Source organism: Oceanobacillus sp. NCCP-135, assembly GCF_059698015.1.
This window is the reverse complement of record NZ_BAAKSZ010000032.1, coordinates 1-19,507: the sequence shown is the minus strand read 5'-3', so window position 1 is coordinate 19,507 and position 19,507 is coordinate 1. Positions and strand designations below refer to the sequence as shown.

The following is a 19,507-nucleotide window of genomic DNA, read 5'->3' as shown; positions in this document are numbered from 1 at the left end:
CCTGCCCTCCCTTGTTTTGGTACTATCTCAGTTTTTGGTATAGGAAAACTGTATTGCGCTGCTACAAAAAAAGATCAGGGTTTTGGTACTATCTCAGTTTTTGGCATAGGAAAACTACATATAATTGCCTTGTCCATATAATTTCATTTCAGATTATTCTTCGGTTCATTATTGCTCTTGTGACTTACAAGGAATCTTTCTCAATCAATAAGGATTATTTTATGCAGAGTGTCTGCTACCTGTTTGATCCACATGTTTTTTCGATTTCATCAACATACGCCAGAAAACTTTCACTTCACCAATTGTGATTGCAAGAAGAATGAGTGAAACACCAAACCATCTAGAAGTCCCTATATATTCGGACAATCCAATATATGCAACAATGACAGATACGGGTAGTTCAATTGCACCTAGTATCGTAGCTAAGCTAGCATTGATATGTGGGGTTGATATGGCAAACATAAGCGGTGTTAAGATCAATCCACAAAGGGCGAGTCCACCGGCATAGAGCCATAAGCTTCCACCTGCAAGTGCAGCATTACTTAATGTTGTGTGTGGCGGGAAAATAATAAATATCAGGATAGCAGCACCTGTAATCATAATTGGTGTCCGGATTGTTGCTGGTACATCAACCGCTACACGTCCACTCACAAAGACAAATGCGGCATATGAGAATGCCGATCCAATTCCAAGCACGAAGCCGAGGAGTGTCATATTAGTAAGCCCGCCGTTAAACGCATCAGCTGCAAATAGTACACCAACCATGGTTAGGATTACGGTCAACATCGTTTGCCAGCTAGGTTTTTTTCGGTTAAAAACCCAGTCAAATAATACACCCACCCATACGAATTGGAATAATAACACTACAGCTAATGAAGCTTGTAAATATTGCATTGAACCATAATAAAGCACACTGGTCAAACCTGTGAAGCTGCCTGTAATCATGAGGGATACTAACGTTTTATGATTAAGTTTTTTGACTGCGAGGGGATGACGTCTGATGGAAAAAATACCGATCGTCCAAAGCACGAAAAGAGCAATAATAACTTGTATTACATTAATTTCGCCAAGAGTCCAGCCCGCAGCATAACCTAATTTTATAAATAAAGGGTTTAGCCCGAAAAAACAGGCTCCCATAAGGAAAATGATCATAGCATTGTGACGTTTCATTCCACTTCCTCCAATATTTGATAATTTTTTTATATACTTTCTGTTCAGAAGAAAAGAATGCTATCTTGTTTATGATAGCACAGTGGCATGACTTTTACTTGTTATGCTTTTATTGACGATGAATGGGTTATATTCTTTTGAAAAAATAATAACATGATCAGAGATTCTAATTATTTCAATATGGCAATTTGCGAGAATATATTAACAGTAGTGATAACTATCCCCTACTTGTCACCAACAGAAAAAAGAAGCAATCGCTCACACACCAATTAGTTGGGCAATTACTTCTTTTTGAAAACATATATTGATATGGTCAGCCGCTTATATTTTTGTCACACCATCACTTTGCAAATATCGTTGGTAAATTCAACAGGATCGTTAATTGGCAGTCCTTCGATGAGGAGTGCTTGATTGTAAAGTAAGTTCGTATATAACTTCAGTTTTTCCTCATCCTGTGCATTTGCGTTTTTCAATGCTTGGAATATTTCGTGATTGACATTAATCTCAAGTACTTTGTCTGCCTTAATCTGTTGATCATCTGGCATTGCATTGATTATCTTCTCCATTTCGATGGAAATTTCTCCATCAGCAGTTAATACGACAGGATGCGACTTTAATCGTTTGGATGCTCGTACTTCTTTTACCTTGTCAGATAATATCTCTTTCATCGTATTGAAAAGATCCTTGTTTTCAGTTTGTTCTTCTTCTGTCGAATCTTTTTCCTCATTCTCAAATCCCAAATCGCCGCTGGATACCGACTTGAATTCCTTTTCTTGATAATTGACTAACATGCGAATGGCGAATTCGTCGATTTCATCTGTAAAGTATAAAATTTCATACCCTTTATCTTTAACTATTTCAGTTTGCGGAAGTTTCGCAATGCGCTCATTGGAATCACCAGTTGCGTAATAAATGTACTTTTGCTCCTCTGCCATTCTTGATACGTACTCTTTTAGTGTTACCAGATTTTTCTCTTTGGAAGAATAGAATAATAATAAATCTTTTAGTAAATCCTTGTGCTGTCCAAAGTCGCTATATACGCCGAATTTGAGTTGTTGACCGAATGATTTAAAGAACGTCTCGTAGTTTTCACGTTCATCTTTCAAAATGCTGAGTAATTGTGCTTTGATTTTTTTATTAATATTTTTGGCGATTAATTTCAGCTGTCGATCATGCTGAAGCATCTCTCTTGAAATGTTGAGGGAAAGGTCTTCTGAATCTACCATACCTTTAACAAAACTGAAATAATCTGGGAGTAAGTCAGCACATTTATCCATGATCAAAACACCATTGGAATAAAGCTCAAGTCCTTTTTCAAAATCCCTTGTATAGTAATTATGTGGTGCATTTTCCGGGATGTAAAGAATCGCATTATATCTAATGGTACCATCAACATTAAGATGAATATGCTTTAATGGCTTGTCATAGCCATAATGCTTGTCATTGTAAAAACTCTCATAATCTTCTTTTGATAGTTCACTTTTATTTTTTTTCCATATTGGGATCATTGTATTGATCGTTTGTTCGTCAATTACATCTTCATATTCGTCTTCTGATCCTTCTATTAGCTTGCTTTCTGTAATATCCATCTTAATAGGATAACGGATAAAATCGGAATATTTTTTGATGATTTGCTTTAGGCGGTATTCCTCTAAAAACTCATCATAGTTCTCATCATCTTCATTTTCTTTTATTTCCAGAATAATTTCCGTACCGATTTCTGCCTTATCCGCTGGGGTAATGGTATATCCATCAGAGCCAGTAGACTCCCATTTAAATGCCTCATCGCTATCAAGTGACTTACTAATCACACTTACCCTGTCTGCCACCATGAATGCTGCATAAAATCCAACACCAAATTGTCCGATAATGTCGTGTCCATCTTTAATTTCGTTTTCCGTTTTAAATGTGTGGGAACCGCTTTTGGCAATGACACCAAGGTTATTTTCCAATTCCTCCTTCGTCATTCCGATCCCAGTATCGGTAACCTTTAATGTACGTTTATCTTTATTTGCGTCTACTTTTATATAATAACTATCAGGATTAAACGTTAATCGATCATCGGTTAATGCCTTGTAATAAATTTTATCAATCGCATCACTTGCATTGGAAATAAGCTCTCTTAAGAATATTTCGCGCTGCGAATAGATAGAGTTGATTACCATATCCAGTAATTTTTTTGACTCTGCTTTGAATTCGATCTTACTCATCTTATTAATCTCCCCTTTTATAGTGAAATTTTAGTCGATATTTTTAATTACTTTAGCACTCGATTGATCTGAGTGCTAATCCCTATTATTGTTAATACCATATCTATTTTTTGATGTCAATCAGAAGCGTGTGGGGATTCTTTTACTACTTTGATCGACAAAATTCGGAAAGGCATTTATTTTAAGTGCCATTTTGCATATCCAATTATGAAATCTAACTACCTTCAAATGAGGATGTTTAGGAAAATATTTATGACTTGATTTACTGACTAAAGGCTAATTACATTTAGTTAGAACAGTTTAGTAATCGGTATCAAGTAAATTAAAAATCCATCTTGAGATTGAAGATAGATTTTTATGTCTTAGTATGCAAATAAAGACAAAAGTAACATGTTATCTTATTTTATAGAATTTTTGTTCAATTAATGCTGGAATAAGGATGTGCAACTACATAAAGCGGATGGGCGGCTGGCACTCCCTGTAAGGAAGGGGGGGTGTTTCATATGGTGACTTACGACGCAATGAACATGCTATTTCAATTTGGCATTTTGCTAGTTACAGCATTAACAGCAGTTGTAGCTATTATCGCAGCTGTCACCAACAGAAATAAGAGGAAGTAACCGCCCTTCTCGACTGAGTTAAAGGCAGTTACTTCCTATGCTTTAAAATACGGTCAGCCGCTCAGGTGCGGCATATATGTTGCCAGGCCGAGTGTTAGCGCACTCAGCTATATTTTTAGTATACGAATATCTTAACATAAGTATACCCTTATGTGGAATGACTTTTAATAAAAATATATAATTATGCAATCTATTAGGCTATCCTTCTCTATTTTTTGGGTCCGAAAATCCTGGAGATCCCAAACAACAATAGAAAAACACCTAAGCTTAACAAACAAAGATTCACATAATACCAAATCCCACTCCCTAGCAAATCAAGTGGAGTACTAGCCGTCGGTGTAGCAGATAAATAAAGATAATTCGAACCCAGCCAAGGATTAACAAGAAATCCTATAATAGCAGCATAAATAAGTAATGATCCATAGGCCTGCATCGTCAATCTGAAAGTAATCTTCACCGAACTCATAAGCAGGAGAAAAACACTCACCCATGAAATAGCCGTATGATGGATAAAAAACTTCCAAAAGCGAAAATGTGGGAAATCCAAAGGCAGTTCTGGTGTTACCAATGCTGCAAAAGCAGGGATGAAACCGATAAAAAAAGTAAGATTAATCAACGTTTTATTATGTGTAACAAGGGCAATCGCTCCGGTGATACTCGCAATCCCACAAAGATGCAGGGGGATATGCTCCCGCAAACTCCATATTCCATTCGTTATTGTATAAATCTGATAGGATATTTCCGATAAAACCAGGATGGCAAATAAAGACCAACGTAAAGTATTGTACAAAATCGTGTTATTTTTGACTTTTTTATATGTAAGCAATAAAAGAATAAGGCCAATAAGATAGATTGTCAGCATGATGATGTGGCTGGTTCCAAATGTGATAAAAGGCTCACTGAACTGCTCGTTAAACCAATCTCCCATTAAAAACCCCCCTAATAAAAACAGATACACATTACTCTATATATATGTAATAAGTATCTGCTTCAGTTATTATTCTGTTAAAATTTAGCCGCCAATAATGTGATATCCCGAATCAACATGTAAAACTTCACCGGTGACTCCCCTGGAAAGCTCACTAACTAAGAATAGGGTTGCGTCGCCGACCTGATCCTGATCGACATTTCTGCGTAAAGGAGCTTTTTCTTCAATAACGCCCGCTTTTTCATTAAATCCGGACACCCCTTTAGCGGATAACGTACGAATAGGGCCTGCAGAAACCGCATTTACACGAATACCATATTTACCTACATCTTCTGCTAAATAACGTACACTGGCCTCTAAAGACGCTTTAGCGACACCCATGACATTGTAGTTTTTAATGACTCGTTCTGAACCAAGATAGGTTTGTGTAACAATGCTGCCACCCTCAGTCATCACTTCTTTAGCAGCCTTTGTTACTGCTACTAATGAATAGGCACTAATTTCCTGAGCTAACAAGAAACCATCACGCGAAGTATCAGCATATTCACCTTTGAGTTCATCCCTGTTTGCAAAAGCTACGGAGTGTATCAGTCCATAAATCACGCCAACTTTTTCTTTGATTTCACCAAAAGCCTCTGTGATGCTTTCATCGCTTGCAACATCACATGAAACAATTAATTTCGGTTCGATTTCACTTTTTTCTAAAAGCTTTACTAATTTTTGATAAGATCTTTCCTGCCTATTTGTAAAAATTAAATTAGCACCTGCATTATGTAGTGATTTTGTAATCCCCCACGCAATGCTTCGCTCGTTTGCGACCCCCATAACTACTATATTTTTGTCTTGTAATAATCCTGCCATGTTGCACCTCCAAAATGTATTTCTATTATATATAGTATAACTTACCTTTTTCGATTAAAGAAACCATTGTATAACAAAAGCTGACTTTTAAACCATCCTTCCCAATAAATTATACATGTTTCAACAATAACTGCATTTTTATAAAAAAAAACAGATTTTCCTCTTTACAAAGTTTGCATAACTGGTTATAATAAAATTCGTTGGTTTGAGACGAGTTTAAAAAAAGTGTTAAAAAATACATGTTGTCACTATTTACTAAGCCATTATATGGCCCGTTGGTCAAGCGGTTAAGACATCGCCCTTTCACGGCGGTATCACGGGTTCGAATCCCGTACGGGTCACCAATTTTTTTAAAAAAGGTATGTCTAGTATGGGATGTCCTGGACCTATGCTTACTCGTTCAATCATAAACATTTTCGCAACACATGCAATAGCACACCCTTGAAAAAGAGAAACTTATTTTCTGCATGCGAAGTATATTCAGGAAGTTTTACTTATCCTGTGTGTCGGAGGATTAGCTCAGCTGGGAGAGCACCTGCCTTACAAGCAGGGGGTCGCAGGTTCGAGCCCTGCATCCTCCACCATCTTTATTATCATATAACCGTAAATGAAATAAGCCGGCCTAGCTCAATTGGTAGAGCAACTGACTTGTAATCAGTAGGTTGGGGGTTCAAGTCCTCTGGCCGGCACCATGATTAATTCTTGCGTATATTTTTATATAAATAGTGCACAATATTTGCGGAGGGGTAGCGAAGTGGCTAAACGCGGCGGACTGTAAATCCGCTCCCTCAGGGTTCGGCAGTTCGAATCTGCCCCCCTCCACCACTTTTATTGTTGGGCTATAGCCAAGCGGTAAGGCATCGGGTTTTGATCCCGTGTATCCTAGGTTCGAATCCTAGTAGCCCAGCCACTTTTTTGTTTTTATGGGTTTTAGATTACATATTTTAAAATTAGGAATTATAATGAAGATAAGCTGTTAGCCAGTCGCATACATTCTGAGGATCTACAAAGTGCAGGTATGCGAGGAGTGCTGTATCACCGAAATTGCTTGCAACATGACGAGCATTCAAGATATACGCTCTTTAAAGCTTAAGAACACTCATAAAACATGAGCCATTAGCTCAGCCGGCAGAGCGACGAGCAACACTTCTACCGAGTAAGCTACGAGTAACCCCGATGCACTAAACATCCTTGAATAAGCTAGAAGAAGTAGGGGTCACTGGATGAGCGCATATACAACGCAAGTAAACATTAAAACATGAGCCATTAGCTCAGTCGGCAGAGCATCTGACTTTTAATCAGAGGGTCGGAGGTTCGAATCCTCCATGGCTCACCATTTTTTAATTAATAAATGAAGGATTTACATTATATATAGAGGACTATCAAATAAAACAAGGTTGTCATAAAAACTGCAACCTTGTTTATTTGCATTTTATACTGTTTTTTAACATAATAGATACAGTAATTTTTTTACATGAAAAGAATACCTCTAAATAAATATGATGAGGCATATTTTTAGTGAAATCCATGTTTTTCTACTGCTCTAAAATGGTACTTTCGTGTTATAATTATAAATTAGGAAAGTAATATAAAGAAAATTGATGATATCCTGTGTTATATACAATTATGATTTATAAAAGGATGATTTAGTATGAATACTTCCAGAATCCCTGGTTTTTATAATAAAACTGTTGACGAACGAAGAGAATTAATCATGAATATGCATACTTTTTCAGAACAGGAAAAAGCAGATTTGCTTTCAATAGAAGCACTCCCGGTAGAAACCGCAGACAAAATGATTGAAAATGTTATTGGAACTTTTCCCTTGCCACTAGGTTTAGGATTGAATTTTTTAATAAATGGGAAAGAATATGTAGTACCAATGGCAATTGAAGAACCTTCTGTAGTTGCATCGGCAAGTTATATCGCTAAAATTGTAAGAGAAGCAGGAGGCTTTACCACTGAGGCAACGGAAAGGGTTATGATTGGTCAAATTCAAGTAGTGGGATGCCCTGATATTCATGCTGCTAAAGAAGCGCTTTTAAATGAAAAGGAATCTTTAATAGAAGATGCCAATGCTGCTTATCCTAGCCTTGTAGCTAGAGGTGGGGGGGCAGAGGATCTGGAAGTAAGAATATTAAATGAAGCAGCTGATTCTGCCTATAGTCAAATGCTCGTTTTACATTTATATGTAAATACATGTGATGCAATGGGCGCAAATATTATTAATACAATGGTGGAGTCTTTGGCGCCTATAGTCGAAAAACTGACTAAAGGAAAAGTTTATTTACGAATCTTATCGAATTATGCAGATAAATGTCTTGCGCATGCCCGTTGTGTTATTCCACCAGCATTGCTCGAATCGGAAGGTTTTACTGGAGAAGAAGTTAGGGACGGTGTTGTACATGCCTTTGAATTTGCAGCATCCGATCCATATCGTGCCGTTACGCATAATAAAGGAATTATGAATGGGATTGATCCGATTGTAATTGCAACAGGGAATGATTGGCGAGCGGTAGAGGCAGGAGCTCATGCATACGCATCTCGCAGTGGACAATATAGTTCCATGACTAAATGGTCTGTCGATGAAAAGGGGAACCTAGTAGGGGAATTGGAATTGCCAATGTCTATAGGTACAGTTGGAGGTTCCATTCGAGTTCATCCCATGGCCAAAACCGTCCATCGTATTTTGGATGTTGAATCAGCACAGGAATTAGCGCAGGTTATCGTTTCGGTTGGATTAGCGCAAAATCTTGGGGCGTTGAAAGCATTAGTAACAGATGGTATTCAAAAAGGACATATGGCATTACATTCTCGCTCTGTTGCGATGGCAGCAGGGGCTACTGGGGAGATGGTTGATATCATTGCAGAACAGTTGATTAAAACAAAAGAAATCCGTGTCGGAAAAGCTAAAGAATTGGTGGAAAATTATACAAAATGAGTGCAGAAAAAGTAACAACAACAGAACAAACAGCTATAGGTATAGCTCATAGTAAGTTAATTTTAATAGGAGAGCATGCGGTTGTGCACGGACAGCCTGCAATCGCTATTCCTTTTCCATTAGTTGGTGTAGAGACGGTTATTGAACATGTTCCTGGTACTGCTAAAATTGACAGTACATTTTATTATGGACCACTTGAGCTTGCTCCGGCGGCATTAAGTGGAATTGTTAACTGTATTAAAGGTACATTAGATTATCTTGAATTACCATGTCAGGATTTGTTAATTCGAATTAAATCTTCTATACCACCTGGCAAAGGTTTAGGATCGAGTGCTTCTGTGGCGATTTCTGTAGTACGTTCCTTATTTAATTTTTCAAATGAAAATTATACAGACGAAGAACTACTGAGGCTATCTAATATTGCAGAAACATATGCGCACGGATCACCGAGCGGGATTGATACACTTACGATTACATCGGAATCTCCTGTATGGTATGAGAAAGAGCATCCGATTAAATTTATTAAACTTAGTGACGATTTTCATTTTGTTGTGGCAGATTCTGGAAGGGTTGGAGATACACGTTTGGCGGTGGAATCTGTAGCGGGTTTATTAAGATCTGCGCCTAGGAGAATTCAGCGAAAACTAGATCGTATTGGTGAACTGACCCATCAGGCAAAACATGCTTTAGAGCGAAAAGGGAAGCATATATTAGGACAAATGCTAAATGAAGCCCAAAAAGAATTGGAATCCTTAGGTGTGAGTGATACAGGGTTGAACAGACTGATTCAGTTTGCGCGTAAAGAGGGTGCTTTAGGTGCGAAGCTTACAGGCGGCGGTAATGGCGGCTGTATTATTGCATTGGCCCAAAATGAAGTTCATTCCAGACAGCTAGCAGAAAAATTAAGAAAGTTCGGGGCAAATGCTGTGTGGCCATTTGTGCTGAAAAAGACAAATAAAGGGGAAGAATGATGAAGGCTACAGCAAAAGCACATACAAATATTGCCCTAATTAAATATTGGGGTAAGCGCCAGGAAAAAATCATCCTGCCTACAAACAATAGCCTTTCCCTAACATTGGATGGATTTTATACAACAACAACGGTTGATTTTCAGGAAGAGTTAACAGAGGATTTATTTACGTTAAATGATCAGCCTATTACAGGCATACAGTATGATCGTGTTGCAAAATTTCTTGATCTTATCCGAGAAACTGCAGGAAAATACAATTTATTTGCACATGTTAAGTCAATTAATGAAGTGCCGACAGCAGCAGGGTTTGCATCTTCTGCATCTGGGTTTGCTGCACTAGCTGCTGCAGGATCAAAAGCAATTGGACTTGGTCTTAGTGATCAGGAACTTTCCCGAATAACACGACAAGGATCTGGTTCAGCCTGTCGCTCTATTTACGGAGGATTTGCTGAATGGGAAATGGGGAAAAACGCCGATGGATCTGATTCGTATGCTGTACCTGTAGCACCTGCAGATCATTGGGATGTTCGAGTAGCTGCGGTTGTTTTAACGGCTAGAATGAAAAAGGTATCCAGTCGTGAGGGAATGAAGCGGACAGTAGATACCTCTACCTTTTATTCGGGGTGGTTAGACAGTGTACCTCAAGATTTGCGGCAGATAAAGGACGGGATCAAGCATCGTGACTTTGAAATAGTCGGGCAAATAGCCGAGGCTAATTGTTTAAAAATGCATGCTACAACATTAGGGGCAAATCCTCCGTTTACATACTGGCTTGATACAACGATGGCTGTCATGCAAACTGTACAGGCGATGAGAGCAAAAGGAATTCCAGCTTATTTTACAATTGATGCAGGTCCGAATGTGAAAGTGTTATATTTGCCGGAAAACGAAAAAAATGTCGAAAAAACACTCCGTAATATTCCTGGTGTAACAGATGTAAGATTGAGTAAACCAGGTCAAGGAGTAACCTATCTGTAGGGGTTGAAGGATATTGCCTAATACACCAATGACCATTAAAGTACCAGGAAAATTGATGATAGCTGGAGAGTTTGCTGTTCTTGAACCCCACCATAAATTAGTTGTAATGGCAGTTGACAGATTTGTGTACGCAACATTACAACGTAGTAATGAGAACAGCCTTTCATTACAGGATTTTAAGCTTCATGATCTACACTGGGAATATAAAAATAATAAAGTAACGATTCTTTCAGAGGATAGGCGCATTCACTTTGTAGAAGATGCCATGACAATAGCATTGAATTATTTACGGGAGAATGAAATTACTCCACCACCTTTCAGTATAGTAATCAAAAGTGAGCTTGATGACGCTTCTGGTGTTAAATATGGTTTAGGATCCAGTGCTGCAGTAGTTACTTCTGTTATTAGCGCTATATTAAAAAAACATATAAATCGTGAGCCATCTGCTGCAATCATTTTTAAACTTGCAGCAATTTCGCATGTAAAAACACAAGGGAATGGCTCTGGTGCGGATGTAGCAGCATCATCATACGGAGGATTTCTAAAGTATTCTTCCTTTCAAGCCGCATGGTTAAAAGAGGCATATCATAACACGGCGACATTAACAGAACTTCTTGAATTGGATTGGATTTATTTTTCATTACAGCCGCTTGAATTACCGGACAATGTTTACGTATGTATCGGCTGGACAGGCGAGCCTGCTTCCACGAAGAAATTAGTCGATGAAATTTTAAAATTAAAGGTAGACAATCCCGCACAATTCCAACAATTTTTGACTAGTAGTGATATTGCTGTGGAGAAGTTTATCAAGGGTATGAAGGAACAAGACACTACCCTATTACTAGAGGGCGTGAAGCAAAACCGGCATGCACTAGCCGCTGTAGGTGATCAGGCAAATGTGGCAATTGAAACACCTTTATTGAGTAAGCTATGTGATTTAGCTGAAGAGTATGGGGGAGCAGGGAAGCCATCAGGAGCAGGTGGTGGCGATTGCGGTATTGCGTTTATGCCATCCAAAAAAGATGCACAGCATTTAATAGAAGCGTGGGAACAAGTGGGTATTAAACCACTAACTTTAAAGGTAAATCTAAATGGTGCAAGCATCGTTGAAGACGGAGAAAATAATAGATTATAAATGAATCGGGTAGCCTATCAAAAGATTGGTGCCTGATTTTTTTATAGAAAGACGTTCAAAAAGTCCGGCAAAAATGACACATCGAATTTCTTCGTTGGCTTGCTTTTCCGTTCCTCACGTATTAATTGCATACGTTCCGGTACTCAAAGCTACGCCGCCTCGAACTTCTCGGTCCTTTTTATCCACCTTTTTGAACAAGCAATATAAAAAAATTTACTACGGATAAGGAAGAAATTCAAATAAACAAGTTAATTTTTTACTGAGTTCTACTTATCTGTTTTTTCCCGCTAGAAAGATGCGGTAGTATTTTTTATGGAATAAGAATGTATAGAATAAATTGGCCTTTCCGCTGATTTATTCAAATCTAGCTCTGATCTCGGGAAAGATGCTTTAGCTTTTTTTATTGTACTAGGGTAGGGAGGTTGTGCAACGGGGATTTCGTCATTAAGGCTTGACGTTAAGCTAAGTTTTCTAGTGGCAATTTTTGCATATATATACATATTAATGTTAAGTTGAGTCATTCTCCTCACTTCAGTTAAAATAGAAAGAAAGGAGGCGTTTACATTGAAAAATAAACTATCGATAATAGGAGTCCCGATGGATTTAGGTCAGAGTCGCCGTGGGGTTGATATGGGACCAAGTGCCATGCGTTATGCGGGGGCAATTGAAAAATTACAGGAACTGCAAATGGATACATTTGATTTAGGGGATATTCCGATAAATCATCCAGATCCAAAAAAAACAGAAAATGAGGGTAGTTTGAAAAATCTTAAGCAGGTAACTGAAGTCAACCTGGAACTTGCAGAAATGGTTGATCAGCAAATTGAGAAAGGCCACTTCCCATTAATTTTAGGTGGCGATCATAGCATTGCGATTGGTAGTCTTGCTGGAGCTTCTAAGCATTATGAAAATTTGGGGGTTATTTGGTATGATGCCCATGCAGATTTGAACTCCGGTGAAACTTCACCATCAGGAAATATTCACGGAATGCCTTTAGCGGTCAGCCTGGGGATAGGAGATGAAGAATTAACGAATCTTTATGGTTATTCACCAAAAATCAAACCGGAAAATATTGTAATTGTCGGTGCCCGATCACTGGATCCTGGGGAAAGAGAATTAATTCGCAAAAAAGGAATGAAAGTATTTACAATGCACGAGATAGACAGAATGGGAATGCCGAAAGTAATGCAAGAAACGATTAATTATTTAAAAGCGAGAACGGATGGAATTCATCTAAGCTTAGATCTTGACAGCTTGGATCCTTCTGAGGCACCCGGCGTAGGAACACCAGTGCTTGGAGGAATAACCTATCGTGAAAGCCATCTGGCTATGGAAATGCTTGCTGAAGCAGATATACTAACATCTGCAGAATTTGTCGAAGTAAATCCAATTTTGGATGAAAAAAATAAAACCGCAACAGCAGCGGTAGCATTATTGGGATCGTTGTTTGGAGAGAAACTAAAATAATCTAAAGAATGCTTTCTGAAAGACTTTTAATTTTTTTACAAGGTAAAAAAAACGGCGTACGATCAGAGAAAAGCATTATATATGGCCGTTAGTGCCAGTATCGGTTCTGTTCGGGCGTAGAGAAGCGCTCTATTGGACAGAATGGCTATGAAAAGTAGAAGTTTTGTCCGTGAGAGACGCTTTCAAGGACAGAATGGCTATGAAAAGTAGAAGTTTTGTCCGTGAGAAGCGCGCTCAAGGACAGAATGGCTGTGAAAAGTAAGAGTTTTGTCCGTGAGAGGCGCTCTCAAGGACAGAATGGCTATGAAAAGTAGAAGTTTTGTCCGTGAGAGACGCACTCAAGGACAGAATGGCTGTGAAAAGTAAGAGTTTTGTCCGTGAGAGACGCACTCAAGGACAGAATGGCTATGAAAAGTAGAAGTTTTGTCCGTGAGAGACGCGCTCAAGGACAGATCGGCTGTGAAAAGTAGAAGTTTTGTCCGTGAGAGACGCACTCAAGGACAGAATGGCTATGAAAAGTAGAAGTTTTGTCCGTGAGAGACGCACTCAAGGACAGAACGGCTATGAAAAGTAGAAGTTTTGTCTATGAGCAGCCCTCAACTTGGATAGATTTTTGTATCGTATCTTACGTTGTAGTTTATAGCCAATGTGGGGCTTACATTAAGAGAAATTAGAAAGGAGTATTAAAAAAGACATAAATTTCAGTTCATCTGGAATTTCATGTCTTTTTACCCTATTGTATTTTCTTTGTCTGTATATTCATAGAAGTAAGCCTGATCATGTATCTATTGGGCTTTCGTTTGATATTCGTTTATAAGTTTGTCCAACTTCATACTAGACGAAACGACAACTTCTGAAGTTAATTCATGTGTACTACCCAGTGAGATCATTTCTTTACGGCATTTTTCGATTTCCTTTAATAATATTAATTTACCCACAAAACTTGCCTCCTATCTAGTATACTATATTAAGAAAATACCCATGTTTTTGCAATAGTAAACTAAAAAAACTTTTATAAATTTTTCATGAAACCTTTTGGTAGTCAGTTTCGTAATATAACTACCGCAGGAGTAAGCGGAGGTACCCGTATGGATCAAATGATTAGAGATAAAATAAAACAGGTGAAAAAAGGGGATCAATCTGCATTTGAGGATGTGGTCTCATTCTTTCAAAATAAGATTTACCAGCATTGTTTTCGGATGCTTGGTAATGTGCACGAGGCGGAGGACATAGCACAGGAAGCATTTATTCGTGCTTATGTTAATATTCATTCGTTCGATGATCGCAGGAAGTTTTCGACGTGGTTATACCGAATTGCCACGAACTTAACAATTGATCGAATTCGAAAGCGTAAACCGGATTATTTTCTGGATGCGGAGATAAAAGGGACGGAAGGATTAGATATGTATTCCCAGCTCGCAAGTAAAGAGCGGTTGCCGGATGAAGAGGTGGAGAGCATTGATTTGCAAAGGTATATCCACCAGGAAATCTCAGGACTTCCACCGAAATATCGCAGTATTATTATATTGCGTTATTTGGAAGAATTTTCGCTTCAAGAAATTAGTGAAATCTTAGATATTCCACTAGGCACGGTGAAAACCCGAATACATCGAGGAAGAGAAGCTTTACGGAAAAAGCTTCGTCACGTGTAAAGGAGTGTATTCCACATGAATTGTGATAATCAATTAATCAAGCTGATGCATCGCTATTTAGATGGTGATTTAACAAAAGAAGAAGAGACAACATTACAGAGGCATTTAGAAGAATGCAAGGCATGTCAGAAACATTTTCATGAATTGAAACGAACAATTGCCCTTATTCAAAGTACAGAACAAATTTCAGCACCTGCAAATTTCACAGCTGAAGTTATGAGAAATCTGCCTACCGAAAAGAAAAGTATGAAGTATACACGATGGCTTAAAGCACATCCGATTTTGACTGCTGCTGCAATATTTTTTATATTTATGTTAAGTGGTGTACTTTCAATGTGGAATGAGGATGGTGAACTGGTTGTCTCCAAACAGGAAAATTTGATTATTCAAGGTGATACAGTTATCGTTCCAGAAGATGTTATCGTTGAAGGTGATTTACTTGTCAAAAATGGAAATTTGGTCATTTATGGAACGATTGATGGGAATGTTACCTTAATCAATAGTAAGCTTATTGAAGAACCGATCGAGAGTGAAGGTCTGATGGCATCTGTTGGCGAAGTGAATGGTGAATTAAAAACGGTTGATCAGGTTTTTGAATGGATTTGGTATAAAGTAAAAAATTTATTTGAAGGTGTTTTTGCCTTTTAGCAAAAGGATTACCGGATATTGGACAGCTATATCCGGTTTTTCTTAGTGCTTAGGATGTGCTCAGCTTGATTGCAGAATCGGCCACATCCAGCTGCAGCTCCCAACAACTAGTAAGCTCTTTTTGGTGGGACGAGCGCAGACCCAGTCTTAAAGTGACCCAGTTTGTACGTTGCTGAACAGGCGCCCATCACTTTTATTCGTGGGAAAAATTTAAAATTGAAAGATATATCGCCCTTGGATGCACATGATTCACTTGATTTTATGTTATAATAAATAACGTCACTATCTTAAATTGGATAGGACTAAAAATGGCTGTTGAAGGATGTGTAAGCATGCTTGATGGGGGATTCGATCTCATAACACTACTCAGAATAGGCGTAGACATTACTCTCGTCTGGTATGTATTATATAAATTAATTATGCTGATCAGGGGAACAAAGGCAATCCAGCTTTTAAAAGGGATTGCTGTAGTACTTGCTGTTTGGCTTTTAAGTATTGTTTTCAATTTACAAACGATCCAATGGATTACAAATCAGGCGATCGAATGGGGCTTAATAGTCATTATCATTCTATTCCAGCCAGAGCTGAGAAGGGCACTTGAACAGCTTGGGAGAGGTAATATTTTTGCAAGAAGTGCCAGGTCGGAAGAAGAAATTATCGAACAAAATATTGAAGCCATTATCCAGTCTTGTAACTATATGGCAAAAAGGAGAATTGGTGCACTTATTTCGATCGAACGTGAAACAGGAATTGGCGATTATGCTGAAACGGGGATACCAATAAATGGCAAACTAACGCATCAATTGTTAACAAATATTTTCACCCCAAATACACCATTACATGATGGTGCTGTTATTATAAAAAAGGAAACGATAGCTGCAGCAGCTTGTTATCTTCCATTATCGGAAAGCCCTTTTATTGCGAAAGAACTAGGAACAAGGCATAGGGCTGCGATGGGTATAAGTGAAGTAACAGATGCACTTACGATTATTGTATCTGAGGAAACAGGAAATATCTCATGTGCAAAAAATGGAGAGCTACATAGAGAATTAAATCAGGAAAGCCTTCGAGAAATATTGCATGAAAATTTATCATTAAACTTAAAAACCCCTGAAAAAAAGCCAAGGAAATGGAGGGGGAATAAAGATGGATAATTGGTTTGCAAGTAAATGGTTTGTCCGTGTAGTTTCATTAGCTTTTGCTGTTTCGTTATTTGCCTTTGTGTATATATCAGAAAACAGTTCATCACAAAATGAATCCACATTTCCCGGCAATTCAGATGGATTTCAAACGCTTGATAATGTACCGGTAGATATTCATATAGATAATGAAAATTACGTGGTTAGTGGTGTGCCTGAATTTGTTAGTGTTTCGTTAGAAGGTACTATGGGTGTAGTAACACCGCTCGTTAAACTAAGGAATTTTGATGTGTTTGTGGATTTGGAAGGATTAGAAGAAGGAGCACATGTTGTAGAAATTCAACATAATATTTCATCTGATATAAATGTTTTTATAGAGCCAAAAACGGTTGAAATTGAAATTGAAGAAAAAGCATCGGAGAGATTTCAAGTTAATGTGGATTTTATTAATGAAAATCAGCTTGCTGAGGGGTATGAGCTTGGGGAGTTTGAAGTTAGTCCAACCGAAGTTACGATTACTAGCTCAAGAAGCGTTATTGATAAAATTGGTATAGTAAAAGTATATGTGGATTTAGCAGGATTGGATCGTTCCGTAAATAACCGTGAAATTCCTGTGAACGTTTATGATAGTCAAGGAAATGAATTAAATGTAAGGGTTGAACCAGAAACAGTTGTCGTATCAGCGGATATTAATAACCCAAGTAAGACAGTACCTGTTAGTGTAGAAACAACCGGTGAAATGCCTGATGGCTATTCCTTAACATCCATTTCTGCTAATGTAGAGGAAGTTGAAGTATTTGCTACAAGTAATATATTAGAAGAAATAGAAGGCATCTCTACGGAAGAAATAGATTTGACAGAGATTACAGAATCAGGAACAATGGATGTGAATTTATCCATGCCAGACGGAGCTAATGTTCCTGATATGGAAACCATTGAAGTAACCATTGAAGTAGAAGAAGTGGATGAAACAAGAACAATTGAAGCAATACCTATTGAAATAGAAGACCTGGAAGAAGGACAAGACCTCTCCTTCATTGAACCTGAAGAGCCTGAAATGGATGTAACAGTTGTAGGTAAACAATCGGATATAAATGAACTTTCCGCGGATGATTTTCGTGTGTTTATTAACCCGAATGGATTAGGTCCAGGTCAACACCGTGTTCCATTAACAATTGAGGAACCAGAAGTGGAAGATATGACGATAACTGGAGAATTAGAAGAAGTTACTATTGAAATCAGTTAGTTTTCTTCTATTTAGGATTTTGATCAGTTGCTATAACAATACTCTCAATTGGAAATGGCCAGGATACGGATAAAAAGGAGAGATTTGAAATGGGAAAATACTTTGGAACAGATGGAGTAAGAGGTGTAGCAAATATAGGTCTTACACCAGAGCTGGCTTTTAAATTAGGACGCTTTGGCGGTTATTTATTAACGAAAGAAACCAAAAGACCAAAAGTCATTATTGGTCGTGATACGCGGATTTCTGGACACATGCTGGAGGGCGCACTAACAGCAGGATTGCTTTCAATTGGAGCAGAAGTAATGCGTCTCGGTGTTATATCAACTCCGGGAGTTGCATATTTAACAAAAGCAACGAGTTCACAAGCTGGTATTATGATATCAGCATCCCATAACCCGGTTGCAGATAATGGAATTAAGTTTTTTGGTGCAGATGGCTTTAAATTATCAGACGAGCAAGAGAATGAAATTGAGCGATTAATGGATGGAGAAGATGATCTACCACGCCCGGTAGGTGCTGATATTGGTAGTGTTAATGATTACTTTGAAGGCGGGCAAAAGTACCTCTCGTTCCTGAAAGATACGGTGGATAATGATTTTGAAGGGCTGCGAATAGCGCTTGACTGTGCGCATGGTTCCACATCCAGCCTAGCAACACATCTATTTGCAGATCTTGAGGCAGACATATTCTCGATCGGGTCATCACCAGATGGATTAAATATTAATGATGGGGTCGGCTCAACACATCCAGAAAGCTTACAAGCATTTGTGACCGAAAAGGGTGCAGATATTGGTCTGGCATTTGATGGGGATGGTGATCGCCTCATCGCTGTCGATGAAAAGGGGAATATCGTTGATGGTGATCAAATCATGTTTATTTGTGCAAAATATATGAATGAAAAAGGAGTTCTACGAAAAAATACAGTGGTTTCCACTGTGATGAGTAATATTGGCTTTTACAAAGCGCTAGAAGAAAATAGTATGCGAAGTGATAAAACAGCAGTTGGTGATCGCTACGTAATGGAAGAAATGCGAAAAGGTGGTTACAATCTTGGTGGAGAGCAATCAGGTCACATTATTTTCTTGGATTATAATACTACTGGTGATGGGATGTTATCAGCAATCCAACTGGTAAATGTAATGAAGGAATCCGGAAAATCTTTATCTGAACTCGTTGGAGATATGACCATCTTTCCTCAGGTCCTTAAAAATGTAAAAGTAACAGATAAAAATGAAGCATTAATCAATCCGCAAATCCAAAGCGCAATAGAAGCGGTTGAACAGGAGTTAGGTGACCAAGGTCGTGTACTTGTTCGTCCTTCGGGTACGGAACCCCTCGTACGTGTAATGGTTGAGGCACCAACGAAGGAAGATTGCGAAAAGTACGCAGATCAAGTTGTTAACGTAATTGAAGGTTTATTGGGAATGAAGGAATAGATTATTATTGGAGCTGCTCTCTGTGATGGGGAGCAGTTTTTTGGCGTGCCCCACTGTTGCACAATCTAGGTGGTTCGAATCCACACGGTAACTTTACCCTTTGAAG

The 19,507-nt window shown here is 38.3% G+C and carries 16 protein-coding genes, 6 tRNA genes and 1 CRISPR repeat array (1 of these 23 cut by a window edge); of the genes, 17 read left to right on the top strand and 5 right to left on the bottom strand.

The window, feature by feature from the left end; translation table 11 throughout:
* Positions 1 to 115: direct repeats of the CRISPR family, unit length 36 nt; unit sequence GTTTTGGTACTATCTCAGTTTTTGGTATAGGAAAAC; it reaches 782 nt to the left of the window's first position.
* Between the two features lie 104 nt (positions 116 to 219).
* Entirely contained in the window at positions 220 to 1,170 is a 951-nt protein-coding gene (locus AC6HVZ_RS16925; RefSeq protein ID WP_497559308.1) for an EamA family transporter, read from the bottom strand.
* 332 nt (positions 1,171 to 1,502) lie between these two features.
* The gene (htpG, locus tag AC6HVZ_RS16920; RefSeq protein WP_497559307.1) at positions 1,503 to 3,380 is read right to left on the bottom strand and encodes a molecular chaperone HtpG; all 1,878 of its coding nucleotides are present in this window, start codon (positions 3,378 to 3,380) and stop codon (positions 1,503 to 1,505) included.
* 503 nt (positions 3,381 to 3,883) lie between these two features.
* Here htpG and AC6HVZ_RS16915 point away from each other — a divergent pair.
* Positions 3,884 to 4,000, top strand: coding sequence for a putative holin-like toxin (locus AC6HVZ_RS16915; RefSeq protein WP_497559306.1), 117 nt, complete (start codon positions 3,884 to 3,886; stop codon positions 3,998 to 4,000).
* A gap of 208 nt (positions 4,001 to 4,208) precedes the next feature.
* Here the strand turns inward: AC6HVZ_RS16915 and AC6HVZ_RS16910 are convergent, their stop codons facing one another.
* Positions 4,209 to 4,928 carry a YwaF family protein gene (locus tag AC6HVZ_RS16910; protein WP_497559305.1) on the bottom strand — a complete coding sequence of 240 codons (720 nt, stop codon included), beginning with the start codon at positions 4,926 to 4,928 and terminating at the stop codon, positions 4,209 to 4,211.
* Between the two features lie 84 nt (positions 4,929 to 5,012).
* On the bottom strand, positions 5,013 to 5,789 hold the full coding sequence (fabI, locus tag AC6HVZ_RS16905; RefSeq protein WP_497559304.1) for an enoyl-ACP reductase FabI: 777 nt from the start codon (positions 5,787 to 5,789) through the stop codon (positions 5,013 to 5,015).
* A gap of 269 nt (positions 5,790 to 6,058) precedes the next feature.
* Here fabI and AC6HVZ_RS16900 point away from each other — a divergent pair.
* The 11 genes from AC6HVZ_RS16900 to rocF all read left to right on the top strand — a co-directional run bounded on the left by AC6HVZ_RS16900 (position 6,059) and on the right by rocF (position 13,280).
* Positions 6,059 to 6,133, top strand: a tRNA-Glu gene (locus tag AC6HVZ_RS16900).
* Between the two features lie 164 nt (positions 6,134 to 6,297).
* A tRNA-Val gene (locus AC6HVZ_RS16895) sits at positions 6,298 to 6,373 on the top strand.
* 32 nt (positions 6,374 to 6,405) lie between these two features.
* Positions 6,406 to 6,481: transfer RNA gene (locus AC6HVZ_RS16890), tRNA-Thr, on the top strand.
* 48 nt (positions 6,482 to 6,529) lie between these two features.
* A tRNA-Tyr gene (locus tag AC6HVZ_RS16885) sits at positions 6,530 to 6,614 on the top strand.
* Positions 6,615 to 6,624: 10 nt separating this feature from the next.
* A tRNA-Gln gene (locus AC6HVZ_RS16880) sits at positions 6,625 to 6,699 on the top strand.
* A 350-nt stretch (positions 6,700 to 7,049) separates the two neighbouring features.
* Positions 7,050 to 7,125: transfer RNA gene (locus AC6HVZ_RS16875), tRNA-Lys, on the top strand.
* Between the two features lie 315 nt (positions 7,126 to 7,440).
* Positions 7,441 to 8,730 (top strand): hydroxymethylglutaryl-CoA reductase, degradative, encoded by a 1,290-nt coding sequence (locus AC6HVZ_RS16870; RefSeq protein ID WP_497559303.1) that lies wholly within the window; start codon positions 7,441 to 7,443, stop codon positions 8,728 to 8,730.
* Positions 8,727 to 9,701, top strand: coding sequence for a mevalonate kinase (gene mvk / locus AC6HVZ_RS16865; RefSeq protein WP_497559302.1), 975 nt, complete (start codon positions 8,727 to 8,729; stop codon positions 9,699 to 9,701). Before AC6HVZ_RS16870 ends, mvk begins: the two co-directional genes overlap by 4 nt.
* Complete coding sequence (mvaD, locus tag AC6HVZ_RS16860) at positions 9,701 to 10,678, top strand: diphosphomevalonate decarboxylase (protein WP_497559301.1); 978 nt, start codon at positions 9,701 to 9,703, stop codon at positions 10,676 to 10,678. Before mvk ends, mvaD begins: the two co-directional genes overlap by 1 nt.
* 13 nt (positions 10,679 to 10,691) lie before the next feature.
* A complete protein-coding gene (locus AC6HVZ_RS16855; protein ID WP_497559300.1) occupies positions 10,692 to 11,813 on the top strand; it encodes a phosphomevalonate kinase in 1,122 nt (373 codons plus the stop codon).
* A gap of 564 nt (positions 11,814 to 12,377) precedes the next feature.
* Positions 12,378 to 13,280 carry an arginase gene (gene rocF, locus AC6HVZ_RS16850; RefSeq protein WP_497559299.1) on the top strand — a complete coding sequence of 301 codons (903 nt, stop codon included), beginning with the start codon at positions 12,378 to 12,380 and terminating at the stop codon, positions 13,278 to 13,280.
* Positions 13,281 to 14,065: 785 nt separating this feature from the next.
* Here the strand turns inward: rocF and AC6HVZ_RS16845 are convergent.
* The gene (locus tag AC6HVZ_RS16845; protein WP_497559298.1) at positions 14,066 to 14,218 is read right to left on the bottom strand and encodes an aspartyl-phosphate phosphatase Spo0E family protein; all 153 of its coding nucleotides are present in this window, start codon (positions 14,216 to 14,218) and stop codon (positions 14,066 to 14,068) included.
* Between the two features lie 150 nt (positions 14,219 to 14,368).
* Between AC6HVZ_RS16845 and sigW the strand changes: the two genes are divergently transcribed.
* The 5 genes from sigW to glmM all read left to right on the top strand — a co-directional run bounded on the left by sigW (position 14,369) and on the right by glmM (position 19,401).
* Complete coding sequence (gene sigW, locus AC6HVZ_RS16840; RefSeq protein WP_497559318.1) at positions 14,369 to 14,932, top strand: RNA polymerase sigma factor SigW; 564 nt, start codon at positions 14,369 to 14,371, stop codon at positions 14,930 to 14,932.
* A gap of 15 nt (positions 14,933 to 14,947) precedes the next feature.
* Positions 14,948 to 15,580 (top strand): zf-HC2 domain-containing protein, encoded by a 633-nt coding sequence (locus AC6HVZ_RS16835; RefSeq protein WP_497559297.1) that lies wholly within the window; start codon positions 14,948 to 14,950, stop codon positions 15,578 to 15,580.
* A gap of 332 nt (positions 15,581 to 15,912) precedes the next feature.
* Positions 15,913 to 16,734 carry a diadenylate cyclase CdaA gene (gene cdaA / locus AC6HVZ_RS16830; protein ID WP_497559296.1) on the top strand — a complete coding sequence of 274 codons (822 nt, stop codon included), beginning with the start codon at positions 15,913 to 15,915 and terminating at the stop codon, positions 16,732 to 16,734.
* On the top strand, positions 16,727 to 17,965 hold the full coding sequence (locus AC6HVZ_RS16825; protein ID WP_497559295.1) for a CdaR family protein: 1,239 nt from the start codon (positions 16,727 to 16,729) through the stop codon (positions 17,963 to 17,965). The genes cdaA and AC6HVZ_RS16825 overlap by 8 nt, the downstream gene beginning before the upstream one ends.
* An 89-nt stretch (positions 17,966 to 18,054) precedes the next feature.
* Positions 18,055 to 19,401, top strand: coding sequence for a phosphoglucosamine mutase (glmM, locus tag AC6HVZ_RS16820; RefSeq protein ID WP_497559294.1), 1,347 nt, complete (start codon positions 18,055 to 18,057; stop codon positions 19,399 to 19,401).
* The last annotated feature ends 106 nt before the right edge of the window (positions 19,402 to 19,507 follow it).

Coding starts and splice junctions, on each gene's coding strand:
- mvaD (WP_497559301.1), top strand. CDS start 9,701: ATGAAGGCTACAGCAAAAGCACATACAAATATTGCCCTAATTAAATAT.
- htpG (WP_497559307.1), bottom strand. CDS start 3,380: ATGAGTAAGATCGAATTCAAAGCAGAGTCAAAAAAATTACTGGATATG.
- AC6HVZ_RS16910 (WP_497559305.1), bottom strand. CDS start 4,928: ATGGGAGATTGGTTTAACGAGCAGTTCAGTGAGCCTTTTATCACATTT.
- cdaA (WP_497559296.1), top strand. CDS start 15,913: ATGCTTGATGGGGGATTCGATCTCATAACACTACTCAGAATAGGCGTA.
- fabI (WP_497559304.1), bottom strand. CDS start 5,789: ATGGCAGGATTATTACAAGACAAAAATATAGTAGTTATGGGGGTCGCA.
- AC6HVZ_RS16915 (WP_497559306.1), top strand. CDS start 3,884: ATGGTGACTTACGACGCAATGAACATGCTATTTCAATTTGGCATTTTG.
- mvk (WP_497559302.1), top strand. CDS start 8,727: ATGAGTGCAGAAAAAGTAACAACAACAGAACAAACAGCTATAGGTATA.
- sigW (WP_497559318.1), top strand. CDS start 14,369: ATGGATCAAATGATTAGAGATAAAATAAAACAGGTGAAAAAAGGGGAT.
- AC6HVZ_RS16870 (WP_497559303.1), top strand. CDS start 7,441: ATGAATACTTCCAGAATCCCTGGTTTTTATAATAAAACTGTTGACGAA.
- AC6HVZ_RS16835 (WP_497559297.1), top strand. CDS start 14,948: ATGAATTGTGATAATCAATTAATCAAGCTGATGCATCGCTATTTAGAT.
- AC6HVZ_RS16825 (WP_497559295.1), top strand. CDS start 16,727: ATGGATAATTGGTTTGCAAGTAAATGGTTTGTCCGTGTAGTTTCATTA.
- AC6HVZ_RS16925 (WP_497559308.1), bottom strand. CDS start 1,170: ATGAAACGTCACAATGCTATGATCATTTTCCTTATGGGAGCCTGTTTT.
- glmM (WP_497559294.1), top strand. CDS start 18,055: ATGGGAAAATACTTTGGAACAGATGGAGTAAGAGGTGTAGCAAATATA.